This is a genomic window from Pseudomonas sp. R32 (assembly GCF_009866705.1).
In the GTDB taxonomy this organism is placed as follows: Bacteria; Pseudomonadota; Gammaproteobacteria; order Pseudomonadales; family Pseudomonadaceae; genus Aquipseudomonas; species Aquipseudomonas donghuensis.
The window spans coordinates 1,212,625-1,232,306 of sequence record NZ_CP019396.1 but is presented as its reverse complement, the minus strand read 5'-3'; the positions used below and the strand labels follow the sequence as shown (position 1 = coordinate 1,232,306).

Annotated in this window: 15 protein-coding genes; 9 read left to right on the top strand and 6 right to left on the bottom strand. The window is 63.5% G+C overall.

Annotated elements, in window-relative coordinates; translation table 11 throughout:
- The first annotated feature begins 156 nt into the window (after positions 1–156).
- From ydcS to PspR32_RS05565, 6 genes are all read left to right on the top strand, one after another.
- Entirely contained in the window at positions 157–1,308 is a 1,152-nt protein-coding gene (ydcS, locus tag PspR32_RS05590; RefSeq protein ID WP_100782007.1) for a putative ABC transporter substrate-binding protein YdcS, read from the top strand.
- Between the two features lie 113 nt (positions 1,309–1,421).
- Complete coding sequence (locus PspR32_RS05585; protein WP_010220211.1) at positions 1,422–2,462, top strand: ABC transporter ATP-binding protein; 1,041 nt, start codon at positions 1,422–1,424, stop codon at positions 2,460–2,462.
- A gap of 1 nt (position 2,463) precedes the next feature.
- On the top strand, positions 2,464–3,402 hold the full coding sequence (locus PspR32_RS05580) for an ABC transporter permease (RefSeq protein WP_159388185.1): 939 nt from the start codon (positions 2,464–2,466) through the stop codon (positions 3,400–3,402).
- Positions 3,392–4,198, top strand: a complete 807-nt coding sequence (locus PspR32_RS05575; RefSeq protein WP_010220213.1) for an ABC transporter permease — start codon at positions 3,392–3,394, stop codon at positions 4,196–4,198. Before PspR32_RS05580 ends, PspR32_RS05575 begins: the two co-directional genes overlap by 11 nt.
- 18 nt (positions 4,199–4,216) lie before the next feature.
- On the top strand, positions 4,217–5,641 hold the full coding sequence (locus tag PspR32_RS05570) for a gamma-aminobutyraldehyde dehydrogenase (RefSeq protein WP_010220214.1): 1,425 nt from the start codon (positions 4,217–4,219) through the stop codon (positions 5,639–5,641).
- A 13-nt stretch (positions 5,642–5,654) separates the two neighbouring features.
- Positions 5,655–7,517 (top strand): NAD(P)-binding protein, encoded by a 1,863-nt coding sequence (locus tag PspR32_RS05565; protein ID WP_159388184.1) that lies wholly within the window; start codon positions 5,655–5,657, stop codon positions 7,515–7,517.
- Positions 7,518–7,708: 191 nt separating this feature from the next.
- On the opposite strand, the gene PspR32_RS05560 is transcribed toward PspR32_RS05565, so the two are convergent.
- The 3 genes from PspR32_RS05560 to PspR32_RS05550 form a co-directional block, all read right to left on the bottom strand.
- Positions 7,709–8,815 carry an NADH:flavin oxidoreductase/NADH oxidase gene (locus PspR32_RS05560; RefSeq protein WP_010220220.1) on the bottom strand — a complete coding sequence of 369 codons (1,107 nt, stop codon included), beginning with the start codon at positions 8,813–8,815 and terminating at the stop codon, positions 7,709–7,711.
- A gap of 117 nt (positions 8,816–8,932) precedes the next feature.
- The gene (gene recJ, locus PspR32_RS05555; RefSeq protein WP_010220221.1) at positions 8,933–10,642 is read right to left on the bottom strand and encodes a single-stranded-DNA-specific exonuclease RecJ; all 1,710 of its coding nucleotides are present in this window, start codon (positions 10,640–10,642) and stop codon (positions 8,933–8,935) included.
- A gap of 57 nt (positions 10,643–10,699) precedes the next feature.
- Positions 10,700–11,242, bottom strand: coding sequence for a YaeQ family protein (locus PspR32_RS05550; RefSeq protein WP_010220222.1), 543 nt, complete (start codon positions 11,240–11,242; stop codon positions 10,700–10,702).
- Positions 11,243–11,372: 130 nt separating this feature from the next.
- On the opposite strand from PspR32_RS05550, the gene PspR32_RS05545 reads away from it, so the two are divergent.
- Together PspR32_RS05545 and PspR32_RS05540 are read left to right on the top strand one after the other, a co-directional pair.
- A complete protein-coding gene (locus PspR32_RS05545) occupies positions 11,373–12,572 on the top strand; it encodes a CaiB/BaiF CoA transferase family protein (protein ID WP_036994040.1) in 1,200 nt (399 codons plus the stop codon).
- A gap of 44 nt (positions 12,573–12,616) precedes the next feature.
- Positions 12,617–13,504: a TIGR02285 family protein gene (locus PspR32_RS05540; RefSeq protein WP_010220224.1), complete on the top strand. Its 888-nt coding sequence runs from the start codon at positions 12,617–12,619 to the stop codon at positions 13,502–13,504.
- 169 nt (positions 13,505–13,673) lie between these two features.
- On the opposite strand, the gene PspR32_RS05535 is transcribed toward PspR32_RS05540, so the two are convergent.
- Positions 13,674–13,970, bottom strand: a complete 297-nt coding sequence (locus PspR32_RS05535; RefSeq protein ID WP_159388183.1) for a DUF3509 domain-containing protein — start codon at positions 13,968–13,970, stop codon at positions 13,674–13,676.
- Between the two features lie 141 nt (positions 13,971–14,111).
- On the opposite strand from PspR32_RS05535, the gene PspR32_RS05530 reads away from it, so the two are divergent.
- Positions 14,112–14,771, top strand: a complete 660-nt coding sequence (locus PspR32_RS05530; protein ID WP_100782001.1) for a response regulator transcription factor — start codon at positions 14,112–14,114, stop codon at positions 14,769–14,771.
- Between the two features lie 7 nt (positions 14,772–14,778).
- Here the strand turns inward: PspR32_RS05530 and PspR32_RS05525 are convergent, their stop codons facing one another.
- Entirely contained in the window at positions 14,779–15,999 is a 1,221-nt protein-coding gene (locus tag PspR32_RS05525; protein WP_159388182.1) for an EAL domain-containing response regulator, read from the bottom strand.
- An 84-nt stretch (positions 16,000–16,083) separates the two neighbouring features.
- Complete coding sequence (locus PspR32_RS05520) at positions 16,084–19,680, bottom strand: transporter substrate-binding domain-containing protein (protein ID WP_335927358.1); 3,597 nt, start codon at positions 19,678–19,680, stop codon at positions 16,084–16,086.
- Positions 19,681–19,682: the final 2 nt, after the last annotated feature.

Below are 19,682 nucleotides of genomic sequence, written 5' to 3'. Positions count from 1 at the left end.
AGAGTACTGCCGCTGGCTGAAGCGAAGCTGAATGCATTTGCTTCCAGATGTTGCCCAAGACCGGGCTACGCTGGACCCAGGCAACAGCAACTACGCTTAAAGCAGCTATACCTGCACTTTCACTGCCCCGAGATAATTTCAACAAGAGGGAACACCATGTTCGTGCACAAGACCGCCACGCTCTGCGCCCTGAGCACCGCCCTGCTGGCCAGCGCCGGCCTGCAGGCCGCCGATCCCTTGAAAGCCGTGGGCGCCGGCGAAGGCCAGCTGGATATCGTCGCCTGGCCGGGTTACATCGAGCGCGGCGAAAGCGACAAGGCCTACGACTGGGTGACCGGCTTCGAGAAGGACACCGGGTGCAAGGTCAGCGTCAAGACCGCCGCCACCTCCGACGAAATGGTCAGCCTGATGACCAAGGGCGGCTATGACCTGGTCACCGCCTCCGGCGACGCCTCGCTGCGGCTGATCGCCGGCAAGCGCGTACAGCCGATCAACACCGCGCTGATCCCCAACTGGAAAAACCTCGATCCACGGCTCAAGGATGGCGCCTGGTACGTGGTCGATAAAAAGGTCTACGGTACGCCCTACCAGTGGGGCCCGAACGTGCTGCTGTACAACACCAACGTGTTCAAACAGGCGCCTTCCAGTTGGGGCGTGGTGTTCGAGCCGCAGAACCTGCCGGACGGCAAGCCGAACAAGGGCCGGGTCCAGGCCTACGACGGGCCGATCTACATCGCCGATGCGGCGCTGTACCTCAAATCGGTCAAGCCTGAGCTCGGCATCCAGAACCCCTATGAACTGAACGAAACCCAGTACAAGGCGGTGCTCGACCTGCTGCGCCAGCAACAGCCGCTGATCCACCGCTACTGGCATGACGCCACGGTGCAGATGAGCGACGTCAAGAACGAAGGCGTAGTCGCCTCCAGCTCCTGGGGCTACATGGTCAATGGCCTGCAGGCCGACAAGCAACCGGTGGCCTCGACCATTCCCAAGGAAGGCGCCACTGGCTGGGCCGACACCACCATGCTGCATAGCGAGGCCAAACACCCCAACTGTGCCTACAAGTGGATGGACTGGTCGCTGCAGCCCAAGGTCCAGGGTGATGTAGCGGCCTGGTTCGGCTCGTTGCCAGCGGTGCCGGCGGCCTGTACCGGCAGCGAGCTGCTGGGCGCCGAAGGCTGCAAGACCAATGGCTTTGACCAGTTCGACAAGATCGCCTTCTGGAAAACCCCGCAGGCTGAAGGCGGCAAGTTCGTGCCGTATAGCCGCTGGACCCAGGACTACATTGCGATCATGGGTGGGAGGTAAGGCCCTATCGCCGGCAAGGCCGGCTCCCACCATGGACCGGTGTACACCAGCCTGTGGGAGCTGGCCTTGCCAGCGATGGGTTTCGCCCCCACTGACCTGTGGAGCACCTGAGCATGACCCTTGCAGTCCAGTTCACCAATGTCTCGCGCGCCTTCGGCGAGGTCAGGGCCGTTGACCAGGTGTCGATCGACATTCACGACGGCGAGTTCTTCTCGATGCTCGGCCCCTCGGGTTCGGGCAAGACCACCTGCCTGCGCCTGATCGCCGGTTTCGAGCAACCCAGTACCGGTTCGATCCGCATCCATGGCGCAGAGGCTGCGGGCTTGCCGCCCTACCAGCGCGACGTCAACACGGTGTTCCAGGATTACGCGCTGTTCCCGCACATGAACGTGCGCGACAACGTCGCCTATGGCCTGAAGGTCAAGGGCGTGGCCAAGGCCGAGCGCCACACCCGCGCCGAAGAAGCCCTGGCCATGGTCGCCCTGGGCGGTTACGGCCTGCGCAAGCCGGTGCAGCTTTCCGGCGGCCAGCGCCAGCGCGTGGCCCTGGCCCGGGCACTGGTCAACCGCCCGCGGGTGCTGCTGCTCGACGAGCCCTTGGGCGCGCTGGACCTGAAGTTGCGCGAGCAAATGCAGGGCGAGCTGAAAAAGCTGCAACGCCAACTGGGCATTACCTTCATCTTCGTCACCCATGACCAGACCGAGGCGCTGTCGATGTCGGACCGGGTCGCGGTGTTCAACCGCGGCCGCATCGAGCAGGTCGATACCCCGCGCAACCTGTACATGAAGCCGGCGACCACCTTCGTTGCCGAGTTCGTCGGCACCTCCAATGTGCTGCGCGGCACACTGGCGCAGCAGCTCAATGGCAGCGAGCTGCCCTTCTCGATCCGCCCGGAACACATCCGCCTTGGCGACCAACCGGCCGCCAGCAACGAAATCCAGGTCAGCGGCCTGCTCCACGATATCCAGTATCAGGGCAGCGCCACCCGCTACGAGCTGCAACTGGACAACGGCCAACTGCTCTGCATCAGCCAGGCCAACAACCAATGGCAGGAACACGCCGCGCCCTGGCAGCCCGGCCAACGCCTGCAGGCACGTTGGGCCCGCGAGGCGATGACCGCGCTGCTGGAAACCGTGCCCGGCGAGGGCCGCTGAGATGAGCCAGGCCCCGGCAACAGCCGCGCCGACAGCCATGCGGCGCTTCTCCAACCTGCTCTACCGGCGGCCCAACCTGTACCTGGCGCTGCTGCTGGTGCCGCCACTGACCTGGTTCGGCGCGATATACCTTGGCTCGCTGCTGAGCCTGCTGTGGCAGGGCTTCTACACCTTCGACGACTTCACCATGGCGGTCAGCCCGGAGCTGACCCTGGCCAACTTCAGCGCGCTGTTCAACCCGTCGAACTTCGACATCATCCTGCGCACCCTGAGCATGGCCATCGCCGTATCGATCGCCAGCGCCACCCTGGCCTTCCCCATCGCCTACTACATGGCCCGATACACCAGCGGCAAGACCAAGGCGTTCTTCTACATCGCGGTAATGATGCCGATGTGGGCCAGCTATATCGTCAAGGCCTACGCCTGGACCTTGCTGCTGGCCAAAGGCGGCGTGGCCCAGTGGTTCGTCCAGCAACTGAACCTGGGGCCAGTGCTGCTGTTCATCCTCGGTATTCCCGGGGTTGGCGGCAGCACCCTGTCGACCTCGCACCTGGGGCGCTTTCTGGTGTTCGTCTACATCTGGCTGCCGTTCATGATCCTGCCGATCCAGGCCTCGCTGGAGCGATTGCCGCCCTCGCTGCTGCACGCCTCGGCGGACTTGGGCGCCAGGCCGCGGCAGACCTTCATGCAGGTGATCCTGCCGCTGTCGGTGCCGGGCATTGCCGCCGGCTCGATCTTTACCTTCTCGCTGACCCTGGGCGACTTCATCGTCCCGCAACTGGTCGGCCCGCCCGGCTACTTCATCGGCAGCATGGTCTACGCCCAGCAGGGCGCCATCGGCAACATGCCCATGGCCGCCGCCTTTACCCTGGTGCCGATCGTGCTGATCGCCATCTACCTGTCCATCGTCAAACGCCTGGGGGCCTTCGATGCACTCTGAGCGCGCCTCGATCGGCCTGCGCCTGGCGGCCTGGGGCGGGCTGGTGTTCCTGCACTTCCCGATCCTGATCATCTTCCTCTATGCCTTCAACACCGAAGACGCCGCCTTCAGCTTTCCACCCCAGGGCTTTACCCTCAAATGGTTCAGCGTGGCGTTTTCGCGCCCGGACGTGCTGGAGTCGATCAAGCTGTCGCTGCAGGTCGCCTGCCTGGCCACGCTGATCGCCCTGGTGCTCGGCACCCTGGCCTCGACGGCGCTGTACCGGCGCAGTTTTTTCGGCAAGGAAAGCATCTCGCTGATGCTGATCCTGCCTATCGCCCTGCCTGGGATCATCACCGGGATCGCCCTGCTCTCGGCGTTCAAGACCCTCGGTATCGAGCCCGGGATTTTCACCATCGTCGTCGGCCACGCCACCTTCTGCGTAGTGATCGTCTACAACAACGTCATCGCCCGCCTGCGACGTACTTCACAGAGCCTGATCGAGGCGTCGATGGACCTCGGTGCCGACGGCTGGCAGACCTTTCGCTACATCATCCTGCCCAACCTCGGCTCGGCATTACTGGCCGGCGGCATGCTGGCGTTTGCCTTGTCGTTCGATGAAATCATCGTCACCACCTTCACCGCCGGCCACGAACGCACCCTGCCGATCTGGCTGCTCAACCAGTTGAGCCGGCCGCGCGATGTGCCGGTGACCAACGTGGTGGCCATGCTGGTGATGCTGGTGACCATGCTGCCGATCCTCGGCGCCTATTACCTGACCCGCGGCGGCGAAAGCGTCGCCGGAAACGGCAAATAACTCCTGGAGGACTAGACCATGCAAACCCGACTGTTGATCAACGGCCAACTGGTTGAAGGCGAAGGCGCAAGCTGTGCGGTACTCAACCCGGCGCTGGGCAGCGTGCTGGTGGAAGTCAACGAAGCCAGCGAGGCCCAGATCGATACCGCCGTGCGCGCTGCCGACCACGCCTTCCAGAGCTGGTCGCAGACCACACCCAAGGAGCGTTCGCTGCTGCTGCTCAAACTCGCCCAGACCATCGAGGCCCACGGTGAAGAGCTGGCCCGGCTGGAATCGGACAACTGCGGCAAGCCCTACGCCGCCGCACTCCACGACGAGATCCCGGCCATCGCCGATGTGTTTCGCTTTTTTGCCGGCGCCACCCGCTGCCTCGGCGGCTCGGCCGCGGGTGAATACCTGCCGGGGCACACCTCGATGACCCGCCGCGACCCGCTGGGCGTGGTCGCCTCGATTGCGCCATGGAACTACCCGCTGATGATGGTGGCCTGGAAGATCGCCCCGGCCCTGGCCGCCGGCAACACCGTGGTGCTCAAACCGTCGGAGCAGACGCCACTGACGGCGTTGCGCCTGGCCCAACTGGCCAGCGACATATTCCCGGCCGGCGTACTGAATATCCTCTTCGGCCGTGGCCCAAGTGTCGGCACGCCGCTGGTGAACCACCCGAAAGTGCGCATGGTGTCGTTGACCGGTTCAATCCCCACCGGGGCCAACATCATCGCCAGCACCGCCGACAGCGTGAAACGCATGCACATGGAGCTGGGTGGCAAGGCACCGGTGATCATTTTCGATGATGCCGATATCGACGCCGCGGTCGACGGCATCCGCACCTTCGGTTTCTACAACGCCGGCCAGGACTGTACCGCCGCCTGCCGGATCTATGCCCAGAGCGGCATCTACGAGCCATTCGTTGAAAAACTCGGCAAGGCCGTGGCCAGTATCAAGCATGGCCTGCAGAACGACCCGAACACCGAACTCGGCCCACTGATCAGCGCCCAGCACCGCGACCGGGTGGCGGCCATGGTCGAACGGGCGATTGCCCAGCCACATATCCGCCTGGTGACCGGTGGCAAGGCAGTGGCCGGTGACGGCTTCTTCTTTGAACCGACGGTGCTGGCCGATGCCCAGCAGGATGACGAGATCGTGCGTCGCGAAGTGTTCGGGCCTGTGGTCTCGGTGACCCGTTTCGACAACGAAGCTCAGGCCCTGGCCTGGGCCAACGATTCCGACTACGGCCTGGCGTCGTCGCTGTGGACCGCTGACGTCGGCCGCGCCCACCGCATCTCGGCGCGCCTGCAGTACGGCTGTACCTGGGTCAACACGCACTTTATGCTGGTCAGCGAAATGCCCCACGGCGGTCAGAAACTGTCCGGCTATGGAAAGGATATGTCCATGTACGGGCTGGAGGACTACACCTGCATCCGGCATGTGATGTTCAAACATTAAGGTAAGGACACCCATGGAAATCACCCGACGCGACTTCATCAACGGAGTCGCCATCGGCGTTGCAGCGGGCTTGACCCCGTTGCAACTGCTTCAGGCTGCCCCCAGCGGGCACTACTACCCACCGGCGTTGACCGGCTTGCGCGGCAGCCATGTCGGCGCCTTCGAAGTCGCCCACCAGATGGGCTGGGAAAAACAGACCTTCGCCACCGACGCCTTGCCGATCAGCGAGGCGTACGACCTGGTGGTGGTCGGCGGCGGCATCAGCGGCCTGTCGGCAGCCTTCTTCTACCGCGAGAAGCACCCCGCAGCGAAGATCCTGATTCTCGAGAACCACGATGACTTCGGCGGCCATGCCAAGCGCAACGAGTTCAGCGCCGGCGGGCGGATGATCCTCGGTTATGGCGGCAGCGAAGCCTTCCAGTCGCCCAACCACCTGTACAGCAAAGAGGTCAACGGCCTGCTAGCAAAACTCGGGGTGGACATCAAGCGTTTCGAGAGCGCCTTTGACCGCAGCTTCTACCCGGACCTGGGCCTGTCGCGCGCGGTGTTCTTCGACCGCGAGACCTTCGGCGAAGACAAGCTGGTCAGCGGCGACCCAACGCCAATGGTCGCCGATGACATTGCCCCCGCGCAGCTAAACGCCCGCTCGATCGGCGATTTCATCAACGATTTCCCCCTGCCCGAAAGCGACCGCAAGGCCCTGATCGACCTGCACGAAGCGCCCCGGGATTACCTGGCCGGCAAATCGCTGGAGGACAAGAACGCCTACCTTGAGCGCACCAGCTACCGCGATTTCCTCCTCAAGGACGTCGGCCTGTCGGCCAAGGCAGTCAAGTACTTCCAGGGCCGCACCAACGACTTCATGGCCCTGAGCATTGATGCAGTGGCCGCCGCCGACGCCTACAACACCGGCTTCCCGGGCTTTGGCGCAATGAACCTGGAACCCATCAGCGAAGAAGCCAAGGCGGAGATGGAAGAGCCGTACATTTACCACTTCCCCGACGGCAACGCCTCGCTGGCGCGCCTGCTGGTGCGCAGCCTGGTGCCGACGGTGGCGCCGGGCAAGGACATGGAAGACATCGTCCTGGCCAACTTCGACTACAGCCAGCTCGACCGCGCCGGGCAACCGGTACGCCTGCGCCTGAACAGCACGGCGGTCAGCGTGCGCAACGTCGACGGCGGCGTAAATATCGGCTTCAGCCGTGGCGGGCAGCTGGCCCAGGTGCGTGGCAAGCACTGCATCCTGGCCTGCTACAACATGATGATCCCCTACCTGCTGCGCGACCTGTCGGCCGACCAGGCCCATGCCCTGAGCCAGAACGTCAAATTCCCGCTGGTGTACACCAAGGTCATCGTGCGCAACTGGCAGGCCTTCAAGAAGCTTGGCGTGCACGAGATCTATGCCGCGACCCAGCCCTACAGCCGGATCAAGCTCGACTACCCGGTAAGCCTGGGTGGCTACGAGCACCCGCGCGACCCGGCGCAGCCTATCGGCTTGCACATGGTCTACGTGCCGACCAGCCCCGACAGCGGCATGAACAGCCGCGACCAGGCCCGCGCCGGGCGTGGGCGCCTGTACGGTACCTCATTCGAGGTGCTGGAGAGCCAGTTGCGCGAACAGTTGCAACGCATGCTGGGCCCGGGCGGCTTTGACCACAACCAGGACATCCTGGCGATCACCGTCAACCGCTGGCCCCACGGCTACGCCTGCTTTACCAACACCCTCTACGACGATCCCGAGCAGATCGAGCAATGGCAGGAACTGGCGCGCAAGCCCGTTGGCAAGGTCAGCATCGCCAATTCGGATGCGGCCTGGAGTGCTTATGCCCATGCAGCGATTGATGAGGCCTGGCGGGCGGTGGGGGAGCTGGTTTAAGTAAATCGAATCATCGCACTGCCGCTCCCACAGTTGATACACCCGCCCTGAGAACGGTGCCTAACCTGTGGGAGCGGGCCTTGTCCCGCGATCGAGCGCAAAGCGCTCGTAATCCAGTCTGCGCCTGATGTGCCGGCTGCACTGGCGTCATCGCGGGACAAGCCCGCTCCTACAACCCGCGATGGGTTGCTTCAATCGCGCAAATCAGACTCGTGAATCGGCTGCTCGCGACTGGTCGCGCGTTGATACTGCGCCGGCCACACCGCTTTGTTGCCCCCCAGGTCGTCGTCGGCGTGCAGCGGCCAGTACGGGTCGCGCAGCAGCTCGCGGGCGAGGAAGATGATATCGGCCTGCGCCGTTCGCAAGATGGTTTCAGCCTGCATCGGGTCGGTAATCAAGCCCACCGTCCCGGTGGCAATCCCCGATTCTTCCCGGACTTTTGCCGCAAACTGTGTCTGATAGCCAGGCCCGGTGGGAATCTCGGCCTTCGCCGAGGTACCGCCGGAGGACACATCGATCAGGTCCACGCCCAACTGTCTCAAGCGCTTGGCCAGCTCGACAGTCTCATCGGGATTCCAGCCATCCTCGACCCAATCGGTGGCCGACAGGCGCACGAACACCGGCAGTTCAGCCGGCCAGACGTCACGCACCGCTTCGCTCACTTGCAGGGTCAGGCGAATGCGGTTTTCGAAACAGCTGCCGTACTGGTCACGGCGCTGGTTGCTCAATGGCGAGAGAAACTGGTGCAACAGGTAACCGTGGGCGGCATGCACTTCAACGACTTTGAAACCCGCCACCAGGGCCCGCCGGGCAGCATCGACAAACGCCTGGATGATCTCGCCGATCTGCGCTTCGGTCAGTTCGGTCGGTGCCGTGTGCTCCGGGTCGAAGGCAATCTTCGAGGGCCCCACCGGTACCCAGCCGCCATCGCTCACCTTGACGCTGCCATGCTTGCCCAGCCAGGGCCGATGGGTGCTGGCCTTGCGCCCGGCATGGGCCAACTGGATGCCTGGCACTGCGCCCTGGGCGGTGATGAAGCGGGTGATGCGTTGCAGCGGCGGGATCTGCGCATCGTCCCATAAGCCCAGGTCCTGCGCGGTAATGCGCCCATCGGCAGTCACGGCGGTGGCTTCAGTGAAAATCAGGCCGGCGCCGCCCACCGCGCGGCTGCCCAGGTGCACCAGGTGCCAGTCGTTGGCCAGGCCGTCGACACTGGAATACTGGCACATGGGTGACACGGCAATACGGTTGGGCAGGATCAAGTGGCGCAAGGTGTACGGCTCAAGCAGCAGGCTCATGGGGCACCTCTCAAATCAAGTGGTAAGGCTCCAGATAGTTGACAGGCCGACTACTGAATCTTCCCCGCAGGTTCTTCGACCGATCATTCGAAGCCTAGACCACTTTGCCCCGTGAGTTCAGCGCGGCTCGATATGGGCGATCATCAGTTGCACGCTTTCCTGGCCGCGGAACTCGTTGACGTCGAGCTTGTAGGCCAGTTCGACCCAGCGCACGGTCGGATTGGGCCAGACTTCGCGGTCAATGCCAAAGGCGATGCCATCGAGCTTGAGCGAGCCGCATTCGCTCTTGAGCACCACCTTCAGGTGCCGCTCACCCACCACCCGCTGCTCGACCAACTGGAACACGCCATGGAACAGCGGCTCGGGGAAGTGCTGCCCCCAGGGCCCGGCATGGCGCAGGGCGCGGGCCAGTTCCAGGTGAAACTCCTCGACCGCCAGGGTGCCGTCGGACAGCAAGCGCCCGGTCAGGTCCTCTTCACGCAGTTGACGCCGGGTTTCTTCGTCGAACGCCTGGGCAAAGGCCGGGAAGTTCTCGGCCGGCAGCGACAGGCCGGCAGCCATGGCGTGGCCACCAAACTTGCTGATCAGTTGCGGGTGACGGGCGGCCACGGCATCCAGCGCATCACGAATATGAAAGCCCGGCACCGAACGCGCCGAGCCCTTGAGCATGCCCTCGCCAGCATCGGCAAAGGCAATGGTCGGGCGGTGATAACGCTCTTTGAGGCGCGAAGCGAGGATGCCGATCACGCCCTGGTGCCAATCCGGCTCGAACAGGCACAGGCCGAACGGCATCGATTCCAGCGGCAAGTCCTTGAGCTGGGCCAGGGCTTCGCGCTGCATGCCCTGCTCGATGGACTTGCGGTCCTGGTTCAGTTCGTCGAGCTGGCCGGCCATTTCCCGTGCCAGGTTGGCATCGTCACTGAGCAGGCACTCGATGCCCAGGCTCATGTCGTCCAGGCGACCGGCGGCATTGAGCCGTGGGCCGAGGATAAAACCAAGGTCGGTGGAGGTGATGCGCGCGTGATCGCGCCGGGCTACTTCGAGGATTGCCTTGAGCCCCGGCCGTGCCCGCCCGGCGCGGATCCGCTCGAGGCCCTGATGGACCAGGATGCGATTGTTGGCATCCAGCGGCACCACGTCGGCCACGCTGCCCAGGGCCACCAGATCGAGCAACTCGCCGATGTTCGGTTGCGCTGCATTGTCGTAGTGGCCCAGGCTGCGCAACCGCGCGCGCAAGGCCATCAGTACATAAAAGATCACCCCGACCCCGGCCAGCGCCTTGCTGGGAAACTCGCAGCCCGGCTGGTTGGGGTTGACGATGGCATCGGCCGCCGGCAGTTCATGGCCTGGCAGGTGGTGATCGGTCACCAGCACTTTCAAGCCCGCCGCCTTGGCGGCTGCCACGCCTTCGACGCTGGAGATGCCATTGTCGACGGTGATCAGCAGTTGCGGCTGGCGCTGCAGGGCCACCTCGACGATCTCCGGGGTCAGGCCGTAGCCGTACTCGAAGCGGTTGGGCACCAGGTAGTCGACATGGGCGGCACCGAGCAGGCGCAAGCCGAGCACGCCGACGGTGCTGGCCGTGGCGCCGTCAGCGTCGAAGTCGCCGACGATGAGGATGCGCTGACGTTCGGCCAGTGCGGTCACCAGCAGGTCGACCGCCGCCTCGATGCCCTTGAGTTGCTGGTAAGGCAGCAAGCGCGCCAGGCTCTTATCCAGCTCGGCTGCCGATTGCACGCCGCGGGCGGCATACAGGCGGGTCAGCAACGGCGGCAGGTCGCCAAGGAACGGCAGCGTGGACGGCAACGGGCGGGGATCGATACGCATGGGGCGATTGAGGCTTCTCGTGAATCAGGAAAATGTGATGGCGGTGCAATCGCGGCTTCAGCCGCGCTCGCCCATCAGCCATTGAAGCTGGACTTCATGCTGGCCGCGATCGTCGGTAACGAACACCGTGCCTTCGCTGATCATCACATCCCACTTGATCGCGCGCGGCATATCCTTGGCCAGGGTTTCCAGGACTTCCTGGGGCACGGCGGCGATGTTCAGGTTTTTCAGGTTCTTGACCGCCGGCACCACCTTGGTTTCCCACACGCGCAGGCTGCCATAGGCCAGCAGGCTGGTGCGTTCGGTACGGCGCGAACACCAGGTCAGGCGATCGGCATCCGGTTGGCCAACTTCGATCCAGTGCAGGATGCGGTCGTCCAGGCTCTTTTCCCACACAGCAGCTTCGTCTACATCCGACAGACCGCGGCCAAAAGCCAGTTGTTCGTTGTACCACAGGGCGTAGGCCAGCAAACGCACGGCCATGCGCTCTTCGGTTTCCGAGGGGTGACGGGCGATGGTCTGCTTGACGCTTTCGTACACGCCGCGGTCAAGGTCGGTGAGGTTCAGTTCAAACTTGTAGGTGGTGGACGGCTGGGCCATGGACGGGCTTCTTGCGGCAAGGAAAGTCGCCCAGTCTAACCGATCCGCATGTTCGTTGCGCCGCGGCAGTATCTGAGCGGCCCCAGCTATGATAAAAACGGGGGCCCTGACCCGCTGCCACGGACGCCTCATGCCTACGCCCAGCAAACCTCTCGCCGGCCTCAAAGTCATCGAACTCGGTACCCTGATCGCCGGCCCGTTCGCCTCGCGCATCTGCGCAGAATTCGGCGCCGACGTGATCAAGGTCGAGTCGCCCGATGGCGGTGACCCGCTGCGCAAGTGGCGCAAGCTGTACGAAGGCACGTCGCTGTGGTGGTTCGTGCAGGCCCGCAACAAGCAGTCGCTGACCCTCAATCTCAAGCATGCCGAAGGGCTGGAGATTCTCAAGAAGCTACTGGCCGAAGCCGACATCCTGATCGAGAACTTCCGCCCCGGGGTGCTGGAAAAGCTCGGCCTGGGCTGGGACGTGCTGCACGCCCTCAACCCGAAACTGGTGATGGTGCGCCTGTCCGGCTTCGGCCAGACCGGGCCGATGAAGGACCAACCGGGTTTCGGCGCGGTTGGCGAGTCGATGGGCGGGCTGCGCTATATCACCGGCTTCGAGGACCGCCCGCCGGTACGTACCGGGATATCCATCGGCGACTCGATTGCTGCGTTGTGGGGTGTCATCGGCGCATTGATGGCCCTGCGTCATCGCGAGGTCAACGGCGGCCAGGGCCAGGTGGTGGATGTGGCCCTGTACGAGGCGATCTTCGCCATGATGGAGAGCATGGTGCCTGAGTTCGACGTGTTCGGTTTTATTCGCGAGCGTACCGGCAACATCATGCCCGGCATCACCCCCTCCTCGATTCACACCAGTGCCGACGGCAAGCATGTGCAGATCGGCGCCAATGGCGATGCGATCTTCAAGCGCTTCATGCAGGCCATCGGCCGCAACGACCTGGCCGACGATCCGGCCCTGGCCAGCAACGACGGCCGCGACGTGCGCCGCGATGAACTGTACGGGGTGATCGACCGCTGGGCCCGGACCCTGCCGCTGGACGACCTGATGCAGGTGCTCAATGACGCGCAAGTGCCAGCCAGCCGCATCTACAGCGCCGAGGACATGTTCAGCGACCCGCAGTTTCTCGCCCGCGAGATGTTCCTCCAGGCCAAACTGCCGGACGGCAAGCCGTTCAAAATGCCGGGGATCGTCCCCAAGCTCTCGGATACTCCGGGCTCCAGTGAGTGGGTCGGCCCGCAGCTGGGAGCACACACCGATCAATTGCTTGGCGGGCTGGGTTACGACGCCGCCGCTATTGCCCGGCTACGCAGCCAAGGGGCGGTCTGAACAAGGCCTTGCCTGAATCCCGTGGCAATGGTGGAGAGCCGAACATGACCTTTCACTGGCAAACCAGCCTGCGTCGTGGCTGGCCGTTGTTGCTGGGTTTGCTGCTGAGCCTGGGCATGCCGACTTCGGCCTGGGCCAAGGAGCGCTTGTTCTGGCTATTGCGTGACCTGCCGCCGCTGACCATTTTCGAAGGCACCGGCAAAGGCCAGGGGGCGATCGACCAGTTGCTGGCGCTGCTGATCGACCAGATGCCCGAATACGATCACAGCATTGTCCGGGTCAACCGCGCCCGGGGCATCCAGATGCTTCAGGAGCCCACCTTCACCTGCGACCCCACCTTGCTGTGGACGCCCGAGCGAGCGCGTTACGTGCACTTCTCGATTCCCAGCCTGGGCGTGCTGAGCAGTGGCCTGGTGGTTCGGCGCAAAGACCAGCACCTGCTCGAACCCTATCTGCAGGGCAATCAGGTCGACCTGCCGGCGTTGCTGGGCAACACTGCACTCAAGCTCGGTGTGGTAGCCCAGCGCAGCTATAGCACTGCGGTTGATGAACTGCTCAAGACTCTGCCTGACACTACCCTCAGCCGCCACTACGGTAACGATGCAGTCACCAGCCTGTTGCAGATGCAGCAGCATGACCGCCTGCAACTGGTGCTTGGCTACTGGCCAGAGGTGCGCTACTTGCTGCAACAACAAGGCTGGCCGACCGATGACTACACCTTCTTCCCGATCCAGGGCGTCGAGCAATACCAGTTGTTACGGGTAGGCTGCTCCGACACGCCGCTAGGCCGCGAAGCCATCAGCCATATCAACAAACTGCTGCTGCCGTTGCGCAACGATACCTTGCCCGACCTCTACGCCCAGTGGCTGGCCCCGCAAATGCGCGAGCAGTACGTGCATGACAGCCTGCGTCTGTTTGGCGAGCACGACTGACCCGGGCCAAGACAAATCCCGGGCAAAAAGAAACCCCGAACGGTGGGGAGGCCGCCCGGGGCTAAACAGAAGCCCATCGGGGCTTCGCACGACAGCATCACGACATCGGAGCAAAATCCCGATCAGCTGTCCTTGTAAGATCTGATTGCGCTCATCGGCAAAGGTTCCGTCACACCCGGGCGCTGATCGACCGCCCTTGCTGCAAGTGGCGCTGGGCCGCTATCACGCAGGGCTGCAAACGCCCCTCGACGATGAGCAAGTCGCGCTGCAAACCATCGACCAGGTCGACCAGCAGGCGCTGGTCCTGCAACTGGCTGGGTTTTACCGTACGCTGCAGCACGGTGCGGTTCGCTTCATCGCTCAGGCACAGGTCAAAATCACAACCGGTGCTCAGGCGCACCAACCTGACCCGGTAAGGTGCCAATGCTTCGCCGAGCAACAATCTGATACATTCCATCTCATTCATTGTTCACCTACCTGTCGAGAAGGGGTCTTTCACTGACCCTGCGGCAGCCGGAAAAGTTCTCACTGTGCGATTTCCTCGACCCAGCATGCCCGGCAAAAATGACAGATTGAAATCCAGCCGATTGATCGGAGCCTGCCTGTGATGGATCCTGCCTCTGGCGAACTGCGCATCATCCTTGCCGATGACCACCCGATCTTTCGCATTGGCCTGCGCGCCGTGCTCGAACAGATTCCATCGGTACGCGTGGTCGCAGAGGCCGGTAGCCCGCTGGAGCTGATGCAGCTGGTGCAGTCGCAGGATTGCGATGTGCTGGTGACCGATTTCATGATGCCCGTCGAGCAGCAGAACGATGGTCTGAAACTGCTCGAGCAGCTACGGCGGCACTCTGCGCAGTTACCCATCCTGGTGGTCACGATGCTCAACAACGCCGGCTTGTTCCGGGCAATGCTGGCCCAGGGCGTCAATGGCCTGCTGAGCAAAGCCAGCCTGGCTGACGAGTTGCCCCAGGCCATCGCACGCTTGCAACGCGGCAAGATCTACCTGGCCGACTCGGTGCAGCAGTTACTGCTGCAGGAGGGCGCGGTGCGCGAAGACCTGGCCCGTGCCCAGACGGCCTTGTCGCCGCGGGAACTGGAAGTTTCCCGCCTGCTTGCCGCCGGCCACACGGTCGGCCAGATCGCCGCCCTGCTCAACCGCAGCAAGCAGACGGTGAGCAGCCAGAAGGTCAGTGCCATGCGCAAGCTGGGCCTGGCCAATGATGCTGCGCTGTACCTCTATATGCAGGAACATGGCCTGGGCTGAAAGTGGCTCACGCCCTGCGCCGCTGCTTGGCTTCGCCCGGCTCACGCTCCAGCATCCATTGGCAGAGTTCTACCCCTGCCATCGGCCGGGCAATGAAGTAACCCTGCATGACTGGGCTGCCCAGGGCCTTGATCGCCATCAGGTCGTCAACCGTCTCGACCCCTTCGACCACCACCTTGAGGTCCATGCGCCGGGCCATGATCAGGGCACCAGCGACCACCGCCGCCTTGCGACCATCGTCGGCCATGCCACGGACGAACTCGCTGGGCAGCTTCAGTTCGCTGAACGGCAGTTCGAGCAGGCGCTGGAGGTTGGATACGCCCATGCCGAAGTCATCGATCGACAGTTGGCAGCCCTGAATGCGCAGGTGCAGCAAGCCTTCGAGCTGGTTGCTGTCGAGCTGGCAGCCATGGGTTTCAATGACCTCCAGGGTCAGGGCGCTGGCCGGCACGTCATGACGTTTGAGGGCAGCGACGACCCGCTCGGCAAAATCGTCGTGAACCAGCATCTGCGGGGCAATGTTGACCGCCACCGGCAGTGGCTGGCCACTGTGCCGCCTGACCTTGGCGCTGAAAGCCAAGGCCTGGTCGAGCACATGCCAGCTCAGCGTCTCCAGCAAACCGGCGCCCTCGACCAGCGGGAAGAACTGCCCCGGGCCGAGCAAGCCAAGGCTCGGATGCTGCCAGCGCACCAACGCCTCGACCCCGGCCAGGGTGCCGTCGAAAGCGACCTTGGGCTGGTAATGGACCACCCATTGCGCTTTGCTCTGCGCCACTTCGGCCGGCGACATGGCCAACAGTTCGGCATGGGCCGGTGCGGCGACCGCCTGGGGGGGAGCACCGGGCTCATCCAGGTAGCGGCGCAGCAACTTGTGCAGAGAAACGCTGCAGGCTGGTTTCTGCAAGCTGCCGAGAACCCGCAAGCCCAGTTGCCGAGCCAGGTCGGCAACACTATCGAGCACCCCGCGTTCGGCACTGCTGAGGATAATCAGCGCTGCAGCAAGCCCGCTGTCGGCCAGGTGGCGGATCAGCTCCAGGCCGTCCTGACCGTCCATGTGCAGGTCGCAGATGGCGATGTCGACACGTCCGCGACGCGACAAGGTCTGCCGGGCACCCTCGACCGACTCCGCCGTCAGCACATCGAAGACGCCATTGGCGTTGAGCATCTGATGCAAGGCCATCAGTTGAAAAGGATGATCCTCAAGGATCAGAACCTTAAGTGAGCGCATGAAAATTTCCCCGCAGTAGCCGATCTGAACGACAGCACTGTGCAACTCTAGGAAAATCGACCTGAAACGCCCATAGGACATGTCCTAAAGTTCAGGCAATAATTTCCACAGCTCCTGTTCAATATCCTGACTCAACTGGCCGATCACCACCTGCAACGCTGACCACGCCGAGTGCGCCGCCTGCGTAGAACAAGCCTGGCTGGCGCTTTCAAGTTGCCGACAGGCCTGTGCCAGGGGCAGCGCATCGATCAGGCAGGCCACGCCCTTGAGACGGTGCAATGACACCCCGATTCGCTCCCAGCCCTGCGCCTCAACGGCCGCTGCCAGCAGGATCGATTCTTCGGCCAGATTTTTCCGTAATTCTTCCAGCATGCGTTGCAGCACTGCAGGTTTGGCCTGGGTCATCTTCTGCAGGGTCTGCATCTTGAAGCTGTGGCGGGGAGCCAGCTTCTCGATAACAGCCACCAGCTGGGCGAGCGCAACCGGCTTGACCAGGCATTCGTCCATACCGGCCTCAAGGCAGCGAGCACGTTCTTCCTTCATGGCGTTAGCGGTGCAGCCGACGATGGCGATGGCTGGCCGCTGGCTGCTGCGCTCCAACCGGCGAATGCCACGGGCCAGTGCATAGCCGTTCATCACCGGCATGTTGCAGTCGCTGAGCACCAGGTCGAACGCCCCGTTCTGCCAGGCCTGCAGCGCGCTCTGGCCGTTCTCCACGGCCAGCACTTCATGGCCGAGAAACTCAAGTTGCTGGCTGAGTACCAAGCGACTGGCAGACAGGTCGTCGACCACCAGGATCCGCCGCGCTGGCCCACCGGACAGGCCGGCGGCATCCTCCGTCGGTGCAGGCTCGGCGGCCAGGGCTTCCAGGGTCAGCTCGACACAGACCTCGGTGCCCTTGCCCAGCACACTGTGCAAGGTAATGCTGCCGCCCATCAACTCGACCAGTTGCCGGCAAATACTCAAGCCCAGGCCCGAGCCGCCATAGTCGGCGCCAGCATCGGCCTGTGAGAACGGCTGGAACAGTTCGCTCTGCTGTTGCGCACTGATGCCGATGCCGGTATCGCACACACACAGCCTGAGGCCAACGCCGTGCAAGCTGTCGTGCCCGCTGCGGCCGACCTGCAACTCCACCAGCCCCAGGTGGGTGAACTTCAGGGCGTTACCCAGCAAGTTGGTCAATACCTGGCGCAAGCGTAGCGGGTCGAACCAGTACACCCCATCCACATCGCTTGCCAGTTGCAGGCGCAAATCCAGGCCCTGGCCCTGGGCCTGGGCGTGAAACTGCTCAACGATTGCGCTGAGAAACGGCTTGAGCGCCCGTGCCTGGGGCTCCAGTTGCAGGCTACCGGCCTCAATGCGAGCGAGATCCAGGCTGTCGCCGATCAGGGCAATCAGCTCACGGGCCGACTGATGGGCCGTTTCCAGTCCTTGGGAAGGTTGCGCGCCGCGGGCAAGGGTGGTTTCCCGTTCAAGTTCGAGCAAGCCGATGATGACCGCCATGGGGGTGCGAATTTCGTGACTCATGGTGGCCAGAAACGCACTTTTGGCCTGGTTGGCCTGTTCGGCCTGCTGCCGGGCATGCACCAACGCTTCTTCCAGTTGCTTGCGCTCAGTGATGTCGATCCAGCCACCGAGCAAGCCCTGCAGCTGTCCATCGGCACGGTAGAACGGCACGGTCCACTGGTAGGCATCGGTACGCTGGCCTTGGAACTCAATATGCCGATCGACGAATACCGGCTTGGGATCCTTGAGTAGCTCCAGGTAATCGCCATGCAGCTGCTCGGCCAGTTCGACGGGAATGACCTCGATATCGGTCAGACGCTGGCCCTTGACGTCTTCCAGGCGCAACGAGAACACCTGTTCATAGCTCTTGTTGCAGGTGATCAGCCGCCCTTCCAGGTCGCGTACATAGATGGGGTTGGGGATGCCGTCGAGCAATGCGCGCTTGAAGGCCAATTGGTCGTTGAGGGCTTCTTCAGCCTTTTGCCGCTGGCTGATCTGCGCACGCAGGCGGCTGCTCCAGACCAGCGACACCAACCCGAACAACACAGCAGCAGCCACGGTCCAGTAGATCCATGGCGCAATCCGCTGCCAGGCGGGTGCGGGCGGTGCCAGCGCACCCAGCCACTTCATGCGCACGGCGCGCAACTCGGCGACCGGGAACGCTTCCAACGCCTTGTTCAGGATGCTCTCCAGCTCCGGCGCAGTGCGCCGAACCGAGAAGCGGTCCGGCGCCCACTTGCCCTCCACCCCCCGCCCGACCTTGAGCACCGGGTCATTGCCGACCACGCTGTAGGCACCGATTTCACTATCGATGGTCGCCAACGCTTCGCCGCTGCGCACCTTTTCCCGAGCTTGCTCCAGTGATTCCACCAACATCAGGCGAATACCGGGGTGATCCTGGCGAATGGTGTTTTCCAGCGCGTGCTGCGCTGGCAGTGCCAGGGTCTGCCCGGCCAGTTCATCCAGCGACGCCAGGCCCAGTTGCGGCTTGCGCACGATGAACACCCAGCTCTGGCCACCAATGGAATGGGTGAAGTCGAGAAACTCGCGACGTTCCGGGGTCTCGCTCAGGGTCGTGCTCATGTCAGCCTGCCCGCTCTTGAGCAGTTCCAGGCTCTGGGCAATCGACGAGGATGGCGCGTAGACAAACCGCAGCCCGGTCATCTGCGCGATGGTCGCCAGCACATCACTGTTAAGGCCAACCCAGGCCCCCTGGCGCGTGCGGAACAGGTAAGGCGGGTACTGGCTGCCGACTACGCTCACGCTCGGGTGGTTGGCGATCCATTGGCGCTCGGCCACGCTCAGTTCAACCCGGTTATGTGCCACGTCCGAGCCTAGCCCGGAGGTCCAGCGGCCGAGAATTTCGCGGCGCACCGACTCATCAATGCTGGCCAGCGCGTCGTTGAACATTGCCTGTAGCAGCCGGTCCTCGTTGCGCACGGCAAAGGCAAAGCCGATCGGCGGCAAGGCACTGGGGCCGACCACCTGCAACCCCAGGTACGGGCGCAGGGCATTGAAAGCGCGGATGATGATTTCGTTGCCGATAAACGCATCCACTTCGCCCTGATTGAGCGCTTCCAGTGCGCTACTCAGGTTGGGTGCCAGCAGCACCTGACTATCGGGATAAACCCGGTGCATAACCTGGGTGTCGGCGTAACCGTCGAGCAGGACCACCTTCATGCCCGCCAGTGAGGCCGGCGGAATCGGCGCACCGCCGCGCACCACGACCATGGAGCGGTCCGGAATGTAATCGTCGGAGAACGCCAGGCCCGGCACGCTACGCTCGAAGCCATTGGCGCTGGTCAGTACATCGATATCGCCCTGGCGCAGGGCCTCGATGGCCTGCTCGCGCTTGGCAAAGGCCAGCACCTGGGTTTTCACCCCGAGGCGTTCAGCGACCAGGCTCAGGTAGTCGGCGCTGATACCCTGGTAGCGATTGCGGTCGATGGTGATATCCACCGGCTCGTAATCGGCAAACGAGATGCCCACCCGCAACACCCGTGCCGGGCCCAGCCACTGTTGTTGGGCGGAGGTCAGCGGCATTGGACCAAGCTCGGTAAACGGCGGCACCAGGGTAAAGGGCAGGCTCTGGGCGGCCTGGGCCCATTGTCCGGTACATAGCCCCAGCAGGCAAACCCATAGCAGCCCTGCTGCGCGACGACGTCCTGTGCTCATTG

Excerpts from the sequence above, each read along its gene's own strand:
- ydcS (WP_100782007.1), top strand. The coding sequence starts at position 157 with ATGTTCGTGCACAAGACCGCCACGCTCTGCGCCCTGAGCACCGCCCTG.
- PspR32_RS05585 (WP_010220211.1), top strand. The coding sequence starts at position 1,422 with ATGACCCTTGCAGTCCAGTTCACCAATGTCTCGCGCGCCTTCGGCGAG.
- PspR32_RS05580 (WP_159388185.1), top strand. The coding sequence starts at position 2,464 with ATGAGCCAGGCCCCGGCAACAGCCGCGCCGACAGCCATGCGGCGCTTC.
- PspR32_RS05575 (WP_010220213.1), top strand. The coding sequence starts at position 3,392 with ATGCACTCTGAGCGCGCCTCGATCGGCCTGCGCCTGGCGGCCTGGGGC.
- PspR32_RS05570 (WP_010220214.1), top strand. The coding sequence starts at position 4,217 with ATGCAAACCCGACTGTTGATCAACGGCCAACTGGTTGAAGGCGAAGGC.
- PspR32_RS05565 (WP_159388184.1), top strand. The coding sequence starts at position 5,655 with ATGGAAATCACCCGACGCGACTTCATCAACGGAGTCGCCATCGGCGTT.
- PspR32_RS05560 (WP_010220220.1), bottom strand. The coding sequence starts at position 8,815 with ATGAGCCTGCTGCTTGAGCCGTACACCTTGCGCCACTTGATCCTGCCC.
- recJ (WP_010220221.1), bottom strand. The coding sequence starts at position 10,642 with ATGCGTATCGATCCCCGCCCGTTGCCGTCCACGCTGCCGTTCCTTGGC.
- PspR32_RS05550 (WP_010220222.1), bottom strand. The coding sequence starts at position 11,242 with ATGGCCCAGCCGTCCACCACCTACAAGTTTGAACTGAACCTCACCGAC.
- PspR32_RS05545 (WP_036994040.1), top strand. The coding sequence starts at position 11,373 with ATGCCTACGCCCAGCAAACCTCTCGCCGGCCTCAAAGTCATCGAACTC.
- PspR32_RS05540 (WP_010220224.1), top strand. The coding sequence starts at position 12,617 with ATGACCTTTCACTGGCAAACCAGCCTGCGTCGTGGCTGGCCGTTGTTG.
- PspR32_RS05535 (WP_159388183.1), bottom strand. The coding sequence starts at position 13,970 with ATGAATGAGATGGAATGTATCAGATTGTTGCTCGGCGAAGCATTGGCA.
- PspR32_RS05530 (WP_100782001.1), top strand. The coding sequence starts at position 14,112 with ATGGATCCTGCCTCTGGCGAACTGCGCATCATCCTTGCCGATGACCAC.
- PspR32_RS05525 (WP_159388182.1), bottom strand. The coding sequence starts at position 15,999 with ATGCGCTCACTTAAGGTTCTGATCCTTGAGGATCATCCTTTTCAACTG.
- PspR32_RS05520 (WP_335927358.1), bottom strand. The coding sequence starts at position 19,680 with ATGAGCACAGGACGTCGTCGCGCAGCAGGGCTGCTATGGGTTTGCCTG.